Source organism: Hubeiibacter jixunmingi (assembly GCF_041928215.1).
Lineage (GTDB): Bacteria > Pseudomonadota > Gammaproteobacteria > Pseudomonadales > Moraxellaceae > Acinetobacter.
On record NZ_JBHFHK010000024.1, the window covers coordinates 15,311 to 29,764 of the forward strand.

Annotated in this window: 17 protein-coding genes, 1 other RNA gene and 1 pseudogene; 11 read left to right on the forward strand and 8 right to left on the reverse strand. The window is 37.6% G+C overall.

All coding sequences use genetic code 11. The features are described 5' to 3' along the window. Positions 1-4 precede the first annotated feature (4 nt). Positions 5-1,021: a lipoyl synthase gene (gene lipA, locus ACEYX7_RS05455; protein WP_374805033.1), complete on the reverse strand. Its 1,017-nt coding sequence runs from the start codon at positions 1,019-1,021 to the stop codon at positions 5-7. Positions 1,022-1,683: 662 nt separating this feature from the next. Here lipA and sthA point away from each other — a divergent pair. From sthA to ACEYX7_RS05500, 9 genes are all read left to right on the forward strand, one after another. After that, positions 1,684-3,072: a Si-specific NAD(P)(+) transhydrogenase gene (gene sthA, locus ACEYX7_RS05460; RefSeq protein WP_374805039.1), complete on the forward strand. Its 1,389-nt coding sequence runs from the start codon at positions 1,684-1,686 to the stop codon at positions 3,070-3,072. Positions 3,073-3,164: 92 nt separating this feature from the next. Then, complete coding sequence (lptM, locus tag ACEYX7_RS05465; protein WP_374805032.1) at positions 3,165-3,332, forward strand: LPS translocon maturation chaperone LptM; 168 nt, start codon at positions 3,165-3,167, stop codon at positions 3,330-3,332. A 176-nt stretch (positions 3,333-3,508) separates the two neighbouring features. Further along, positions 3,509-4,753, forward strand: coding sequence for a diaminopimelate decarboxylase (lysA, locus tag ACEYX7_RS05470; protein WP_374805031.1), 1,245 nt, complete (start codon positions 3,509-3,511; stop codon positions 4,751-4,753). Between the two features lie 94 nt (positions 4,754-4,847). Further along, positions 4,848-5,690 carry a diaminopimelate epimerase gene (gene dapF / locus ACEYX7_RS05475; protein WP_374805030.1) on the forward strand — a complete coding sequence of 281 codons (843 nt, stop codon included), beginning with the start codon at positions 4,848-4,850 and terminating at the stop codon, positions 5,688-5,690. 126 nt (positions 5,691-5,816) lie between these two features. Then, positions 5,817-6,884, forward strand: a complete 1,068-nt coding sequence (locus tag ACEYX7_RS05480; RefSeq protein WP_374805029.1) for a tyrosine-type recombinase/integrase — start codon at positions 5,817-5,819, stop codon at positions 6,882-6,884. 81 nt (positions 6,885-6,965) lie between these two features. Continuing rightward, positions 6,966-7,208, forward strand: a complete 243-nt coding sequence (locus ACEYX7_RS05485) for a hypothetical protein (protein WP_374900288.1) — start codon at positions 6,966-6,968, stop codon at positions 7,206-7,208. An 8-nt stretch (positions 7,209-7,216) separates the two neighbouring features. After that, complete coding sequence (locus tag ACEYX7_RS05490) at positions 7,217-7,429, forward strand: SMI1/KNR4 family protein (protein ID WP_374805027.1); 213 nt, start codon at positions 7,217-7,219, stop codon at positions 7,427-7,429. A 419-nt stretch (positions 7,430-7,848) separates the two neighbouring features. Continuing rightward, positions 7,849-8,478, forward strand: a complete 630-nt coding sequence (locus tag ACEYX7_RS05495) for a helix-turn-helix domain-containing protein (protein ID WP_374900289.1) — start codon at positions 7,849-7,851, stop codon at positions 8,476-8,478. A gap of 103 nt (positions 8,479-8,581) precedes the next feature. Further along, positions 8,582-8,758 (forward strand): hypothetical protein, encoded by a 177-nt coding sequence (locus ACEYX7_RS05500; RefSeq protein WP_374805025.1) that lies wholly within the window; start codon positions 8,582-8,584, stop codon positions 8,756-8,758. 124 nt (positions 8,759-8,882) lie between these two features. On the opposite strand, the gene ACEYX7_RS05505 is transcribed toward ACEYX7_RS05500, so the two are convergent. The 6 genes and pseudogenes from ACEYX7_RS05505 to ssrA form a co-directional block, all read right to left on the reverse strand. Then, a complete protein-coding gene (locus ACEYX7_RS05505; RefSeq protein ID WP_374805119.1) occupies positions 8,883-9,341 on the reverse strand; it encodes a hypothetical protein in 459 nt (152 codons plus the stop codon). A gap of 129 nt (positions 9,342-9,470) precedes the next feature. Continuing rightward, positions 9,471-9,713, reverse strand: a complete 243-nt coding sequence (locus ACEYX7_RS05510; RefSeq protein ID WP_374900293.1) for an HNH endonuclease — start codon at positions 9,711-9,713, stop codon at positions 9,471-9,473. Between the two features lie 96 nt (positions 9,714-9,809). Next, positions 9,810-10,097, reverse strand: coding sequence for a hypothetical protein (locus tag ACEYX7_RS05515; RefSeq protein WP_374900290.1), 288 nt, complete (start codon positions 10,095-10,097; stop codon positions 9,810-9,812). Between the two features lie 52 nt (positions 10,098-10,149). Further along, positions 10,150-10,629: a hypothetical protein gene (locus ACEYX7_RS05520; RefSeq protein ID WP_374805117.1), complete on the reverse strand. Its 480-nt coding sequence runs from the start codon at positions 10,627-10,629 to the stop codon at positions 10,150-10,152. A 152-nt stretch (positions 10,630-10,781) separates the two neighbouring features. Next, positions 10,782-11,015 (reverse strand): annotated as a pseudogene (locus ACEYX7_RS05525) (Arm DNA-binding domain-containing protein); the annotation flags it as partial. Positions 11,016-11,202: 187 nt separating this feature from the next. Next, positions 11,203-11,562: a transfer-messenger RNA gene (gene ssrA, locus ACEYX7_RS05530) on the reverse strand. 195 nt (positions 11,563-11,757) lie between these two features. On the opposite strand from ssrA, the gene glpK reads away from it, so the two are divergent. Beyond that, entirely contained in the window at positions 11,758-13,242 is a 1,485-nt protein-coding gene (glpK, locus tag ACEYX7_RS05535) for a glycerol kinase GlpK (protein ID WP_374806911.1), read from the forward strand. Between the two features lie 76 nt (positions 13,243-13,318). Here the strand turns inward: glpK and ACEYX7_RS05540 are convergent, their stop codons facing one another. Beyond that, a complete protein-coding gene (locus ACEYX7_RS05540) occupies positions 13,319-13,759 on the reverse strand; it encodes an ABZJ_00895 family protein (protein WP_374804213.1) in 441 nt (146 codons plus the stop codon). A gap of 332 nt (positions 13,760-14,091) precedes the next feature. Here ACEYX7_RS05540 and ACEYX7_RS05545 point away from each other — a divergent pair, with 332 nt between their 5' ends. Beyond that, positions 14,092-14,397, forward strand: a complete 306-nt coding sequence (locus tag ACEYX7_RS05545) for a DUF3817 domain-containing protein (RefSeq protein WP_374900291.1) — start codon at positions 14,092-14,094, stop codon at positions 14,395-14,397. Positions 14,398-14,454: the final 57 nt, after the last annotated feature.

Genomic DNA, 14,454 nt, shown 5'->3' on the forward strand with positions numbered 1-14,454 from the left:
GCAATTAAGCTTCAACTGCCAAAACATCAATTTTTTTACTTGGATCAACGCTAGCCTTACGACGTACTTCTGGTACTGGCTCGCCGTAATATTGACGATCAGCGAAGTAACTTGAACGAACCATTGGTGCTGACCAAATATTTTTAAAGCCTAATTTACGACCGTGTTCGGCATAACGCTCAAACTCTTCAGGTGTAACAAAGCGATCAATCGATGCATGTTGTTTTGACGGCTGTAAATATTGACCAATTGTCACGTAATCGACATCGTGTGCTTTTAGGTCATCCAAAAGATCCAACACTTCTTGTTCTGTCTCACCGATACCCACCATCAAACCGCATTTGGTCGGGACGTCAGGGCAATAATCTTTAAATGTTTTGAGCAAGCTTAAAGAATGCTGATAATCCGAACCTGGACGCATTGCTTTATACAGGCGTGGTACGGTTTCGATATTGTGGTTAAACACATCTGGTGGACATTCAGTCATGATACGTAAGGCGATATCCATACGACCACGGAAGTCAGGTACTAAAATTTCTAATAAGGTATTTGGGCTGAGTTGGCGTGTTTCGCTGATACAATCAACAAAATGCTGTGCACCACCATCCAACAGATCATCACGATCGACAGAGGTAATCACCGCATATTTTAATTTCAAATTGGCAATCGTTTCTGCCATATGGCGTGGTTCGTCTGCATCAAGTGCATTAGGACGACCATGTGCAACATCACAAAACGGACAACGACGCGTACAAATATCACCCATAATCATAAAGGTCGCTGTACCACCACCAAAACATTCTGGCAAATTTGGACAAGCTGCCTCTTCGCAGACAGTATGTAGCTTTTGTGCACGCAACGTGGTTTTGATACGTTGTACTTCTTCAGGTGCGGTCATTTTTACCCGAATCCAATCAGGCTTGCGTGGACTTTCCACAGTAGGAATGACTTTGATTGGAATACGCGCTACCTTTTCCGCACCACGTAATTTAACACCTTGTTCTGCTTTTTGTTGCGACATAACACACTACTTTAGGAAGATGAGATTATGTAATGATTATACACTTTTCGGTTTTAAAAGTGTAGATAAGAACCTATTTGTGATTAATTTTAAACCGCTTTTTTGAATTATATTGAACGTTCAAAAGCTGATGACCATATATCAAGACCTGTTGTAGAGTGGCTAAAAGATTTTGCTGAAAGGTCGAATAAATCTCTCTAGGCATTCTCTTTGAGCATTATTTCTTAGCATTGCTTTTTTAGCTCAATCTAATTAACGTGAGTTCGGTTTTAAAAGGTATGTTTTTGTTGTAATTATATGATTTTAAAGAAGTAGGGTGCGTCACACACACCCTACATCCGAATTAAAAATTTTATATAAAATCAGATACTTAAATTCAAACTTATCCCGAGCTCACGTTCATTACCCAAGGATGTAGTATCAGAGACTTTAGTCTAAAAAATTAACCTAGATAGATTTCAAAAATAGCTTTGTACAAGCATTATTCATTTAAGAAATGGTATAATTTTCAAAAGTTAAAGCTTTTATCATGATTTTTTTGGTTTTTTTGGGTTATAATTTGCCTCAAATTGAAGTGTAAAGTCGCAACTGTGATGAAAGTGTCGAAATCTAAATCTAAAAAGGAACAGCGTATGGCTACTCGCAAAAAACAGCTTACTCCAATGAACGGTTTGCAATATGACGCCGTGGTATTAGGCTCTGGACCTGCTGGCGAAGGGGCTGCCATGAAATTGGCAAAATCAGGCAAAAAAGTTGCTGTAGTAGATATACGTGAACAAGTCGGCGGTAACTGTACGCATGTGGGTACCATTCCAAGTAAGGCATTACGTCAGACGGTATCAGATATCATGCGTTATCAGCGTGACCCGCTGTTCAAAAAAATGGGGGACTGGAAACAGTTTACCATGAAACAAATTCTGAATAACGCACATAAAATTATCCAACACCAAGTCGAAACTCACAGCCGTTTTTATGATCGCAATCGTGTCGATGTTTATCATGGTCGTGCTTATATTCAAGATGCCAATACAGTGTATGTCTTAGGGCATGACGGTGCCAAAGAAACTTTACAGTGTCAGCAAATCGTACTTGCTACAGGTAGCCGTCCTTACCATCCTTCAGAATTAGACTTTAGTCATCCTCGTGTTTTTGATTCAGACACTATTTTAGAGCTAGATTATGCAGTGCATAAGATTGTGATTTATGGTGCAGGGGTGATTGGTTGTGAGTATGCATCCATCTTCACAGGACTGGGGCATAAAGTTGATTTGATTAATACTCAAGAGCATTTATTGAGCTATTTAGATGATGAAATTTCTGATGCGTTATCTTATTACCTAAGAGAACTCGGTGTATTGATTCGCCATAATGAGCAATTTGATCGATTAGAAACGCATGATGATCACGTAGTTTTATACTTAAAAAGCGGTAAAAAAATCAAAGCTGACGCAATTTTATGGTGTAACGGTCGCTCAGGAAATACCGAAGGGCTTGGCTTAGAAAATATCGGTTTGACACCAAATAGCCGTGGACAAGTCGCAGTGAATGAACGCTATCAAACCGAAGTTGAAAATGTTTATGCTGCAGGTGACGTAATCGGTTGGCCATCATTGGCATCGGCAGCCTATGACCAAGGTCGTTGTGCAGGCTCAAATATGGTCGGTGAGCTAGATGTTAAGCCAGTCAAAGATATTCCAACAGGCATTTATACCATTCCAGAGATTTCTTCTATTGGTAAGACAGAACAAGAACTGACCGATGAACAAGTACCTTATGAAATTGGGCAGTCATTCTTTAAATATCTTGCTCGTGCTCAAATCACGGGTGAAACCGTAGGTATGCTGAAAATTTTATTCCACCGTGAAACTTTAGAAATTTTGGGTATTCACTGCTTTGGTAATAACGCATCAGAAATTGTACACATTGGACAGGCTGTAATGAACAGTCCAAATAACTCAATTACTTATTTTGCATATACCACATTCAACTATCCAACCATGGCAGAAGCCTATCGTGTTGCAGCATTGAATGGTATGAACCGCTTATTCTAACCATCGGTTTGGCATACATTGACTTAAAATCAAAAATGGTGTGGTAGGGACTATCCACCATTTTTTAACATTTCACTTTTGGATAATTGAGAATGAAAAAATCTACTTTTTTGGCTGGTTTAATTGTCTTATTGACAGCATGTGGGCAAACAGGTGCTTTAACTTTGGCAAAAGATGAGCAATATGACAAACGCTCGCATTACTTGTTGTATAAAAATCCACATCAAGCACAGCCTAGCTCAGCACCTGTAACGCCTTAAATTATGATGCACGATTGAAAAAATCATGCTCTGATTTGATGATACACACAGTATTTAAACTTATAATGATATTTTATATGAAATAAAATATCATGTCCTTGTATTTATATGAAAAATAGACTATAAATTATTACTCGTCGATTTTATGAATACAGATTTATTTTTGGAGTACCAAGATGGCTTTTGTCTATCAGAACAATACATTATATGCTGAAGATTGTAACTTAAATGATTTGGCTAAGAAGTTTGGTACGCCATTATATGTTTATTCAAAAGCACAATTTTTAAAGAATTTTCATGCGATTGATGATGCCTTTGCCGAAATCGAGCATCAAGTCTGTTTTGCGGTAAAATCAAACTCTAATCTTGCGGTACTTAATCTACTTGCCCAAAATGGCTCGGGTTTTGACATTGTATCTGGCGGTGAACTGGCTCGAGTACTTAAAGCAGGTGGTGATGCCAGTAAAATCGTATTTTCGGGCTTAGGTAAAACTGAGCAAGATATTGAAGTAGCATTGAATGCAGGGATTGCTTGTTTCAATGTTGAATCATATCGTGAGTTAACACGTATTAATCAGGTTGCAAGTCGTCTCAATAAAATCGCACCAATTTCTTTACGTGTTAATCCAGATGTCGATGCACAGACACATCCTTATATTTCGACTGGATTGAAAGAAAATAAATTTGGTATTGCTCATGATGATGCCTTAGATACGTATCGCTATGCTGCCAGCTTATCGAACTTAGAGATTATCGGTATTGACTGTCATATTGGTTCACAGCTACTAGATACGCAACCTTTTGTTGATGCATTGATTAAGCTTGAACAGATGATTGATGAGTTAAAAGCAATCGGCATTACTTTAAAACACATTGATATTGGCGGTGGCTTGGGTGTGCAATATAAAGATGAACAACCAGCTACACCAAAACAATATGCTGATGCTATGATGCCAATTTTGCAACGTTTGGGTCTAAAAGTGTATTTAGAACCAGGGCGTTTGATTAGTGCTACAGCTGGTGTGCTATTAACCCAAGTCGATATTTTAAAACCAACTCACCATCGTAATTTTGCTATTGTTGATGCGGCGATGAATGATTTAATCCGACCAGCATTATATCAATCTTGGATGGATGTCAAAGCCGTTAATCAAAGCCAAGCAAACGAAGTAAAAACTTGGGACATTGTTGGGGCGATTTGTGAAACGGGTGATTTTCTTGCCAAAGATCGTGATTTGGCCTTACAAGAAAAAGACCTATTGGCAATCATGGGTGCAGGGGCATATAGCTTTGTGATGTCATCTAATTACAATACGCGTGGACGTGCGGCTGAAGTGATGGTAGATGGTGAACAAGTACATTTGGTTCGAGAGCGTGAAAGCTTAGAGCAATTATGGCAATATGAGCATCTATTGCCATAATGGGATTGTCTGTGTATTTGCTGCAAAATAAGCTTATTTCCGTATAAAAATATGCTATATTGCATTGTTTTTTAATAATTAGGTTTCAAAATTCATGCTCATAGAATTTAGTAAAATGCAAGGTTTGGGCAACGACTTTGTGGTGTTGGATTTGGTTCGTCAACGTGCACAACTAGATCCATTTACCATTCAACGCATGGCAGATCGTCATTTTGGTATCGGCTTTGATCAATTATTGATTGTTGAGCCACCTGAAGACCCGACAACAGATTTTAAATATCGTATCTTCAATGCCGATGGTTCTGAAGTCGAACAGTGCGGCAATGGCGTGCGTTGTTTTGCACGTTTTGTTTATGAACGTCAGCTGACTTTTAAGCACAAAATTCGTGTACAAACCAAAGCAGGAATTGTTGAACCTGAGCTGGGTGCAAATGGTTGGGTACGTGTAAATATGGGTAAGCCACGCTTTGAACCCGCACAAATCCCATTTATTGCAGAGAAAACTTTAGCGGTTTACCCATTAGAGCTGAATGAAACGACATTAGATATTGATGTGGTAAATATGGGAAATCCGCATGCTGTCACCATTGTTGATGATGTCATCACTGCTGATGTTAAAAATCTAGGTAAACAGATTGAAAACCATGCTCGTTTCCCAGAACGTGTAAATGCAGGTTTTCTACAAGTTTTAAATCGCAAGCAAGCACGCTTACGTGTTTTTGAACGTGGTGTAGGTGAAACGCTAGCTTGTGGTACGGGTGCTTGTGCAGCGGTGGTGAGTGGTATTCGCCGTGGTCTATTAGATAACCAAGTGGATATTGAATTGGCAGGTGGTATGTTAAATATCGCTTGGCAAAAAGACGATGTGGTGTGGATGACTGGTCCGACAGCTTTGGTCTATGAAGGACGTTTTGATTTACGCTATTTTCAGTTATAAACCTGAGATACAGCGTAATACAAGTCGTCGTTGCGTGTTTTAGACACTTTAAAAAAGATTATATTGCTTAATGCCAAGGTTTAAGTTTGAATATAATCTTTTTTAATCCTTATTAATGCTAAAATTATGAAAAATCATCTGCATCAATGCCTAAAAAACTATCAAAAATTTATTCCGATTACATTAAAAATTTCTGATCAACTCTTATTTAATGGCTTATTTTATCAAGGTTATCAACAAGGTAAGCAACAATTACAACAAACAGCCGAGCAACATCCAATCATCTATTTGAAGTTATGGCTTGGTATATTGACAGTACAAGGTTTTGCAAAAAATAGCATTATCGCTTATGAAAGAGATGTACGTGATTTTTTAGAACATTGTGAAAAATACGATTTGGCATTGTTAGACATTGAGAGCAGTGATATACGAGATTATTTAAGAGATTGTGTAGAAAATAAAAAATGGTCAAATACCACTATTCAACGGGTTCTATCTTCAATTCGTCAGTTTATGCAATGGCTAGTGAAACAACAGTTTTTACAATATCCTGTTAATGTCAAATTTAAGCGTCCACAGCGTGCGTTACCAGGGATGCTCTCTGTAGATCAAGTAAATCAGTTTTTACAGCTTGATGCACCTGAAGATATCCATTCTAAACACTATATTTTGTGGCTGAGAGATACCGCCATGTTTGAATTATTATATGCCAGCGGACTGCGTGTCAGTGAATTGGTGAATCTAAAAATACATGATATAGATTGGTCACAGCAACACGTTCGTGTACTCGGTAAGGGTAACAAACAGCGTCAAGTACCTTTTGGCTCCAAAGCACGACAAGCTTTAATTGCATGGCTAGATTATCGAAAAAGATTGCAACAAGAACATCAGTTTAAACATGATTTTGTCTTTATTTCTAATCAGTTTAAAGCAATTAGTGTTCGCCAAGTACAATATCGTATCAAACAACGTGCGATACAAGCAGGACTTGGGCAAGATATTTACCCACATTTATTGAGACACTGTTTTGCAACGCATATTCTGAGTCATGGCGGTGAATTGCGTACAGTGCAAGAAATGCTTGGACATGAAAAATTATCTACAACTCAAGTTTATACCCATCTAAACTTTAAAGCCTTGGCTGAGAAATATCATGATGCACATCCGAGAGCAAAAAGAGTAGTAGATGAATGATTTTTTAACTTGACAATTCAATATAGAGAAGTTTTATTCATATTAGCAGTGATACAGTGAACTTAAAGAAAGAGGTGGTGTATGATTAGAGAATTAGCAATCGAAGATACTCAAGTTTCTTTGACAGAAATAGCTTGGGGTAGCTTTATAAGTGCAGTTGCCAAATATATGGGAGATGAACTAATTATCCCAGATAGTTACAAAGAATTTATGTTTAAATATAACGGTGGGTCATTTGATGAATATGTCTTAAATAACACGTCAGCAGGAGATGTAAGTGTCAATCAGTTTCTGTCTTGGGATGAAAATAAAAAAACTCTTTAGGTTTGATTTTGGAAAATTTTGATGAAGATTATTTTGGATATGGATTTCTTCCTTTTGCTGATGACCCTGGTGGTAATTATTATTTGATAAATTTAAATTTTAATGGTAACGGTGAAGTTTATTATTGGCTACATGATGATTTTTTTGAAAATGGAGATAATAAAATATTGATATTCAATACTTTTGTTGATTTCTTAAACGCTTTAGATTTAGAAAGATGAATTTATAGACTTCTTGTGAAAATAGCACTAGCGTGTCAAAATCCTGTCAAAGAAAAAATCCAACGACCTAAGTCATTGGATTTTATAATAAAATATGGTGGAGATGGCGGAATAATAATTATTTAAATAATTTATTGATATTTATAATATTTTCATGTGATGAATGCTTTGTTGTGTAACGATTGTGTAACATATGAGTTATGATTAAGTTTGATTGTGATTGCTCATCATTAATTAAGAGATGTCAAAGAAAGCAGCTAGGCAACATTTTATCATACCAAGCATTTTAATTTAGCGTAGTAAAAAGCCAATAAAATTACAGGTATCCGTGGCACATACAACCATGCAAAAAAACTTGCTGAAAGGCGAAAATTGATGCAATGGTGGGCTGATGAAATTGACAAATCAAGGGGCATCTTATGACAAGCTATGTTAATATAGCGATACTATTAACCAAATTATATCGCATCATGTATAGCATCAAACTTGACAATGTCATTGTAAAACAGACAGATAATGCAAACATTGCCTGGTCTTTTTATCGTGCAACTGCACGTGATTATGCAAACAAATCAGCTCAAGTTACAATTGAGCAAGACAGCACGATTTTGCATAGCAAAGATGCAAACAGATTGTTGCTTGATAATGTGGATAATGTATCTGCTAATGATATTTTAATGTTTATTATCAAAAAATTAGGATTGTCATTAGGCGATGCAAAGGCATTGATTGATAGTAGTCCGCTTGATTTATCTAAAAGCCGTAAAAATGGATGGTTTATTGCTAAAGATAAAAAAAAGCATACGCAGATGCACAATGACGAATTAATGATTGTACTTGATGCACTATTAAGCAACCATCAAAACAACATTAAAAACCCAGAAAACATCAAAAAAGCCCGTGAACGCTTAGGCTTAACGCAAACACAACTTGCTGAAAAACTTGGACTGAAATCTGGGCATAGACAAGTTGCAAGGTGGGAATCTGGGCAGGCTGAAATGCCCGATGTGAAATGGAAAATCATGCAAGAATTTTTAAAAGCATCTTAAATAATACTTGCAATATGACTTTAAAAGTCATATAATGTATTTATCAAGAGCAATACCGCACTTGAAAAATGACCAACGCTTACATAGTAAGCAGGAGTTAAAAATGCAAAATCTTAACAAGGAGCTGAAAATGGCTGAAATTGATCGTGTAAAGATGGAAACGGAAAAGCTACGAGCTGAAACGTTGAAATTACAAAAAGAGACGCAATGGCATCCATGGCTAGCTCTGATTGTAGCAAGCATCGCCTTAGCAGCTAGCTTTGTAGCATTGTTAAAGTAAAAATCAGGGGAGAAATCCCCTAACTTAAAAATCGCCTAATTTTTGGATTAGGCGATTTTTTTTACACCAGACCATTTAATTCGCATTGCCCAATCGGGCAATGCCGTGGTCCAGCCGTGGTTACTCATTGCATACTGTCGCTATCAAAAAAATCTTGGTTGCTAAACGTGGAAAAACGTCCAGACTTGGTTGCTTGCTTGGCAGTATCTACAGCATCTTCCTTTTTGCCCTTTGGTGCAAGTTTTGATTTTTCATATGGCAATACGGCTATGGCAGCAGCAATACGCACTTTCATTGATTGCTGTGGATTATTAATCGTATCTCGCAAAAAATCCATCGCAGATAATTTTTCAGTGATTTTGGCATCCACTTTTGCATCGCCGCTTGCGGCATCAGATGCGTTGATTAAGTTAATAGCTTTTAGCTCGGCGATACGATCTTGCACTGCTTGATTATCTTGCAAGCGGTACAGTTGCTTGCCAGCGGACTGTGGATTATATCCAACTTGCTTTAATGCATCTAATTCTTTAAGTCCATCTGCCACCGCTTGGCAATAGGCTTCTTGCTTTGACGTTAAAGACATTTCGGTACTCCATCGGGAAAGCCGTTAAGACATTTCGGACATTTTTTTCAAAATTAAATTTTTTTTATAAACGAGAATAGGGGCGGTGTCCAAGCAAACTGCCACCAGTATTTTTTCTACCCCCCCCACTTAGGCTTGGCTTTCTACTTGAGTCTTTGCTTGGTGACAACTTTTGCAAAGTGATTGCAAGTTGTCAATATCATGTGTACCACAGCTTGCCATATTGACAATATGGTCGCACTCTAAGTCTCTAGTCACGATACCACAGTGGCGACACGTGTATTGATCACGCTCATGCACGGCTTGTTTGATCCGCCGCCATGGACGACCACCTCGACCATTCCCCCAGTTCGCCTTAGCTGGCTTGGTCATATATCTAATTGTGCTTGGCTTGTGTATCGCTAATCGGTTTGGGGATAGTTGTTGCATGGATCTCGCTCCAAAAAAAAGCCCTGCATATTGCAAGGCTTAAAACCAACCAGACCGAAGTAATGTATAAGCAATACTTAATAATATCGACATACCAAAAAGCAACGTCCACAATCTATTGACGTCAGGATGTAAAAACCCTTTTATAAATATAGCACCACCAAAAATAATACAAAATGCAATCATCATTTGTGGACTATATTTTGCTGTAGCAAAATAAGCCAATCCACTCTTATACGTTGCAGTCTGCCTTGGAAACAGTGTTGCAAAGAGGATAAATGACAAGCACAGCACATAGACAATATAGATTTTGCTTTTATCAATCATAAATAGTCCCCAAAGGTATACTTAAAAAAAGTATATCTTTGGTTGCTTAAACTTACAAGCCCATCAATGCAATTTGCACTGGCGAACGCCAATTAGCACGAGCTTTATTGATACACAATAATAAACGGCGGTCTTTTTGGCTATATTTAATCCAAGACTCATAAAATACTTGAGCAATTTCTAATGTTTTTTGAGCTTTTTCAATTGGTTCAGGAATTTTTACGCCCAAAATTTCCTTGATTTTATCAAGCATCGCACCTTGAATTTTACCTTTAAGGTAATCCTGCCAAGTCGTTGATGCTATTAGTAATTTAATTTCTTCAGGCACTGCATTTTCATACATCGTTGCCAAACCATCAAATAACACTGCCAAAGGCTTAACCGTATTATGACATTTGGTGATTTCTACCAACATCGTATCCACAATACGAATGACTTCATCGTTAATTTCATCAGGCGTAGCTTGTACAGCTCCAGCAAATAACACATCAATCAGTTTACAATAAAGCTCTTCTTTACTTACATTAGCCATCTTTTTCTCCAACAAAAAAACCGCCCTAAAAAGGACGGCTAGATAAAAAAAGCCCAATCTTTCGACTGAGCTTAAAAAAATTCATAACAAGCATAACTCGCTCATTATGACTACTTTATACCATGCATTGCGTAGCAAAATCAAGTTTTTTTAACTTTGCCTTGGCTTTCTAGCTTTTTCGCACGAGCCAAATTGCGTGCGTCTTTGGCTTTCAGTTCAGGGTATTCGCCAAGCGTATTACGAGTTTGCTTGCCGTTGATGCGATATGACAGCACCCAACGCTTTTTGCCGTTCGGCATCACATCAATAGATAGACCTTCGCCATCAGTGACTGAATAGCGTTTTTCTTTTGGTTTAAGGCTTTTGATTTCGAGTTCAGAAAGCATAGGTGTGTTACACAGTGTCAATTTGGTGTAACAATTATAACTAATTAAGTGTGATTAGCAATGATTAAGCATGATTGAGATGTTGATAGAAACTAACAAAAAAAGCATATAATACATTGATATTATATGCTTTTTTGATTACTTTGATTAAGATTAATCAATTGTAATAAAGTGTTATAAATGTATGTGGTGGAGATGGCGGGAGTTGAACCCGCGTCCGCAAGCACTACACTCGAGAATACTACATGCTTAGATATCGTCTATTGATTTAACACCAAGTGACCCGACGAACAGGGTACGAGGTGCGATTCTCTAAGTTTGGTATAAAGCCCCGAGACATGACTTTATACGGACTTGTGTGCGTTCGCTTCAGTCGGGCTAACAGACCACAAGTATTCTGTTAGGCGGACAAGCTGCCCTTAGGCAGCTAGAGCGTAAGTTTCGTCGTTTGCGACTATTTTAAAGCGTATTTTATTTACGAGAGAAAACGCACTCTCGGCATGCATCTATGAGTTTCGTTACCAGCGTCGAAGCCAATAACATCCCCTGATGAATTTTGAATTATAAAGTAATTATAGGAAAAATGCCAGCTTTTTCACGGTCAGATACATAAAAGTAACCTTTTGCCTAATCTAGGCTTGATTTTTTGGAAATTCAAAATTTTTAACGTTATACAAGCAAACATTCGCTGAAGCTATGCTACATTATCCACGAAATATTTGAACATATTAGGACACAAAAAATGGCTTATTTAATGGCTTTGGATCAAGGCACAAGTTCATGCCGTGCGATTATTTTTGATGAACAAGCTCAAATAAAGGCTTTGGCACAACGAGAGATTGATATCCAGACACCTCAATCAGGTTGGGTAGAACAAGATGCTAATCAGATTTGGCAAACACAAATTGCCGTGATGCAACAAGCTTTGGCAAAAGCCAATTTGTATGCCAAAGATATTGCTGCAATTGGTCTAACCAATCAGCGAGAAACAACCGTGCTATGGGATAAACGCACAGGTGAACCTGTATTGCCAGCGATTGTGTGGCAAGATAGGCGTGCTAGTGAGTGGTGTCAGCAGCTCAAAGAACAAGGCTTGGAAGAAAAAATCCAACAAAAAACAGGATTACGACTAGACCCTTATTTTAGTGCTGGTAAGTTGGTTTGGGCTTTACAACACCATGCCGAGATCAAAGCGTTGGCTGATCGAGGTCATTTGGCATTTGGTACGATTGACAGTTGGCTCATTTGGAAATTATCGGCAGGTGAACGTCATGTCATTGAAGTCAGTAATGCATCACGCACTTTACTGATGAATTTGGCAACACAACAATGGGACGATGAGTTATTAGAATTATTTGCTATTCCCAAATCCATTTTGCCCGAAATTGTCTTATCACAAGGAGTGATCACGCATACTGCTACGGATTTATTGGCAAGTAAAATCCCGATTGCAGGGGTGTTGGGTGATCAACAAGCTGCTTTATTTGGACAAGGTTGCTTTAGTGAAGGCATGGCAAAAAACACTTATGGTACGGGTTGCTTTATGTTGATGAATACTGGACAAGACATTCAGTATAGCCAACATCAACTATTATCTACTTTGGCTTGGCAAACACCACAGCACAATTACTTTGCATTAGAAGGTAGTGTGTTTATGGCAGGTGCAATTGTACAATGGTTGCGTGATAATCTTGGTATTATTCGACGTAGTGAAGATATTGAGCGTCTAGCAAATCAAGTTGATGATAATGGTGGCGTAACGATGGTGCCTGCTTTTACAGGATTGGCTGCACCACATTGGGATAGTGATGCCAGAGCTTTAATTTGTGGTTTATCCCGTGGCAGCAATAAGTCTCACATTGCACGTGCTGCTTTAGAATCAATTGCTTTTCAAGTGTACGATGTGTTGGATGCGATGCAAAAAGACAGTCCGCACGCTTTAACTGAGTTACGTGTCGATGGTGGAGCAAGTCAAAATAATATGCTGATGCAATTTCAAGCAGATTTATTGGGCGTCCCTGTACTTAGACCCAAACTATTGGAAAGTACCGCTTGGGGTGCTGCAATGATGGCAGGTCTAGCAGTCAACTATTTCAATTCTGAAAAGGAACTGGCGGATTTATGGCAATTAGATCGTTGTTTTGAACCTAGTATGTCACAAGATGAACGACAAGCCCGTTTGCAACAATGGCATTTGGCAGTAAAACGTACACGTTTGCAAGGCTAATCCGAACAGATAATAAAAAATTGCGACACAGACAGTGATGTCGCAATTTTAAATAAAAATACTGAAAGTCGGACGGTTAGCGATGGTGATGTTGAATCATCATATCCAAAGGTTTACCTAAGAAGTAATAGCCCAAACCTGTTAAGACTGCATTGACACAGAAGAATACGCCAATGGTTAATATAATGATCATATTTTGACTAAAGGCATCAGCAAGTGACTGGAAGTTAAAACCGAATTGGATCAAATAACCCACCAAATTTGCTAGAATTAAATAAATCCAAAACAATGCACTGCAAGTCATGGCAATCGACCAACGTTGTTTTTTATTTAATCCTGCTTTCTGCTCTTTGGCATATTTTTTACACATCATAAAAAATGCAATCATAAATGGCAAAAGAATCAATATACTCATCACTTGTGCAATGCTATTTGAAATCATACCAATCAGGTTAAATAATACAGTCAGTGCAATAAGCCAAATCGAAAATAAGCGATAATAAGGAAAAAAATGCATAAAAAATATTCAATAGAAATAAAAATTGCAATTAAGTTAAATTTTTAAAAAAATTTTGTCAACCAATTTAATCAACACGACGTTAATAAGGGTAGATTCAAGCAAAAAGCACCTTAAGTTCGTATTTATTGTCCAGCATCATCAATAAATATATGCTTTTTGCCACCTTCCTCACAATTCGGTAGGTGCTTTGCTCGATATCTATTTTCTCCGTATAAAAACAAAATAGCCAGTAACCTCACATACTGGCTATTTTTATGTGTTTAATTTTTTAATCATCGCTTTTTGGTGTTAAAATTCTTGTTTTTATTGTTAAATTTAGGGTGATTCAAATGAAAATAGTGCAAGCTTTACGCACGATGGCACTCATAGAATGCATTTCAGCATGTTTACTGTTTTTTGTGGCAATGCCAATGAAATATATTTTTGACAATCCAAGTCTTATTCGTCCTGTAGGTATGGCACACGGCATTTTATTTCTCATGTTTTTTGTTATGCTGCTGGTAGTATGTCAAATCAGAAAGTGGCCTCTAAAGATGTTTATTACTGGACTGATTGCATCGATTATTCCTTTAGCAGGTATTAGGTTTGATAAAGAAGTCAAAAAGATTGAAAATATAGGGCGTGTTGACAATTAACACAAATTGATTATTGTTGCAGCCAGATAGATATTAGCAGCAAAAGATTCATCGGTT

What these genes read in the sequence shown, in the direction of transcription:
- ACEYX7_RS05545 (WP_374900291.1), top strand. Translation starts at nt 14,092, where the DNA reads ATGAAAATAGTGCAAGCTTTACGCACGATGGCACTCATAGAATGCATT.
- lysA (WP_374805031.1), top strand. Translation starts at nt 3,509, where the DNA reads ATGGCTTTTGTCTATCAGAACAATACATTATATGCTGAAGATTGTAAC.
- ACEYX7_RS05520 (WP_374805117.1), bottom strand. Translation starts at nt 10,629, where the DNA reads ATGGCTAATGTAAGTAAAGAAGAGCTTTATTGTAAACTGATTGATGTG.
- ACEYX7_RS05505 (WP_374805119.1), bottom strand. Translation starts at nt 9,341, where the DNA reads ATGTCTTTAACGTCAAAGCAAGAAGCCTATTGCCAAGCGGTGGCAGAT.
- ACEYX7_RS05495 (WP_374900289.1), top strand. Translation starts at nt 7,849, where the DNA reads ATGACAAGCTATGTTAATATAGCGATACTATTAACCAAATTATATCGC.
- ACEYX7_RS05515 (WP_374900290.1), bottom strand. Translation starts at nt 10,097, where the DNA reads ATGATTGATAAAAGCAAAATCTATATTGTCTATGTGCTGTGCTTGTCA.
- dapF (WP_374805030.1), top strand. Translation starts at nt 4,848, where the DNA reads ATGCTCATAGAATTTAGTAAAATGCAAGGTTTGGGCAACGACTTTGTG.
- lptM (WP_374805032.1), top strand. Translation starts at nt 3,165, where the DNA reads ATGAAAAAATCTACTTTTTTGGCTGGTTTAATTGTCTTATTGACAGCA.
- ACEYX7_RS05500 (WP_374805025.1), top strand. Translation starts at nt 8,582, where the DNA reads ATGCAAAATCTTAACAAGGAGCTGAAAATGGCTGAAATTGATCGTGTA.
- ACEYX7_RS05510 (WP_374900293.1), bottom strand. Translation starts at nt 9,713, where the DNA reads ATGACCAAGCCAGCTAAGGCGAACTGGGGGAATGGTCGAGGTGGTCGT.
- ACEYX7_RS05480 (WP_374805029.1), top strand. Translation starts at nt 5,817, where the DNA reads ATGAAAAATCATCTGCATCAATGCCTAAAAAACTATCAAAAATTTATT.
- ACEYX7_RS05540 (WP_374804213.1), bottom strand. Translation starts at nt 13,759, where the DNA reads ATGCATTTTTTTCCTTATTATCGCTTATTTTCGATTTGGCTTATTGCA.
- sthA (WP_374805039.1), top strand. Translation starts at nt 1,684, where the DNA reads ATGAACGGTTTGCAATATGACGCCGTGGTATTAGGCTCTGGACCTGCT.
- glpK (WP_374806911.1), top strand. Translation starts at nt 11,758, where the DNA reads ATGGCTTATTTAATGGCTTTGGATCAAGGCACAAGTTCATGCCGTGCG.
- lipA (WP_374805033.1), bottom strand. Translation starts at nt 1,021, where the DNA reads ATGTCGCAACAAAAAGCAGAACAAGGTGTTAAATTACGTGGTGCGGAA.
- ACEYX7_RS05485 (WP_374900288.1), top strand. Translation starts at nt 6,966, where the DNA reads ATGATTAGAGAATTAGCAATCGAAGATACTCAAGTTTCTTTGACAGAA.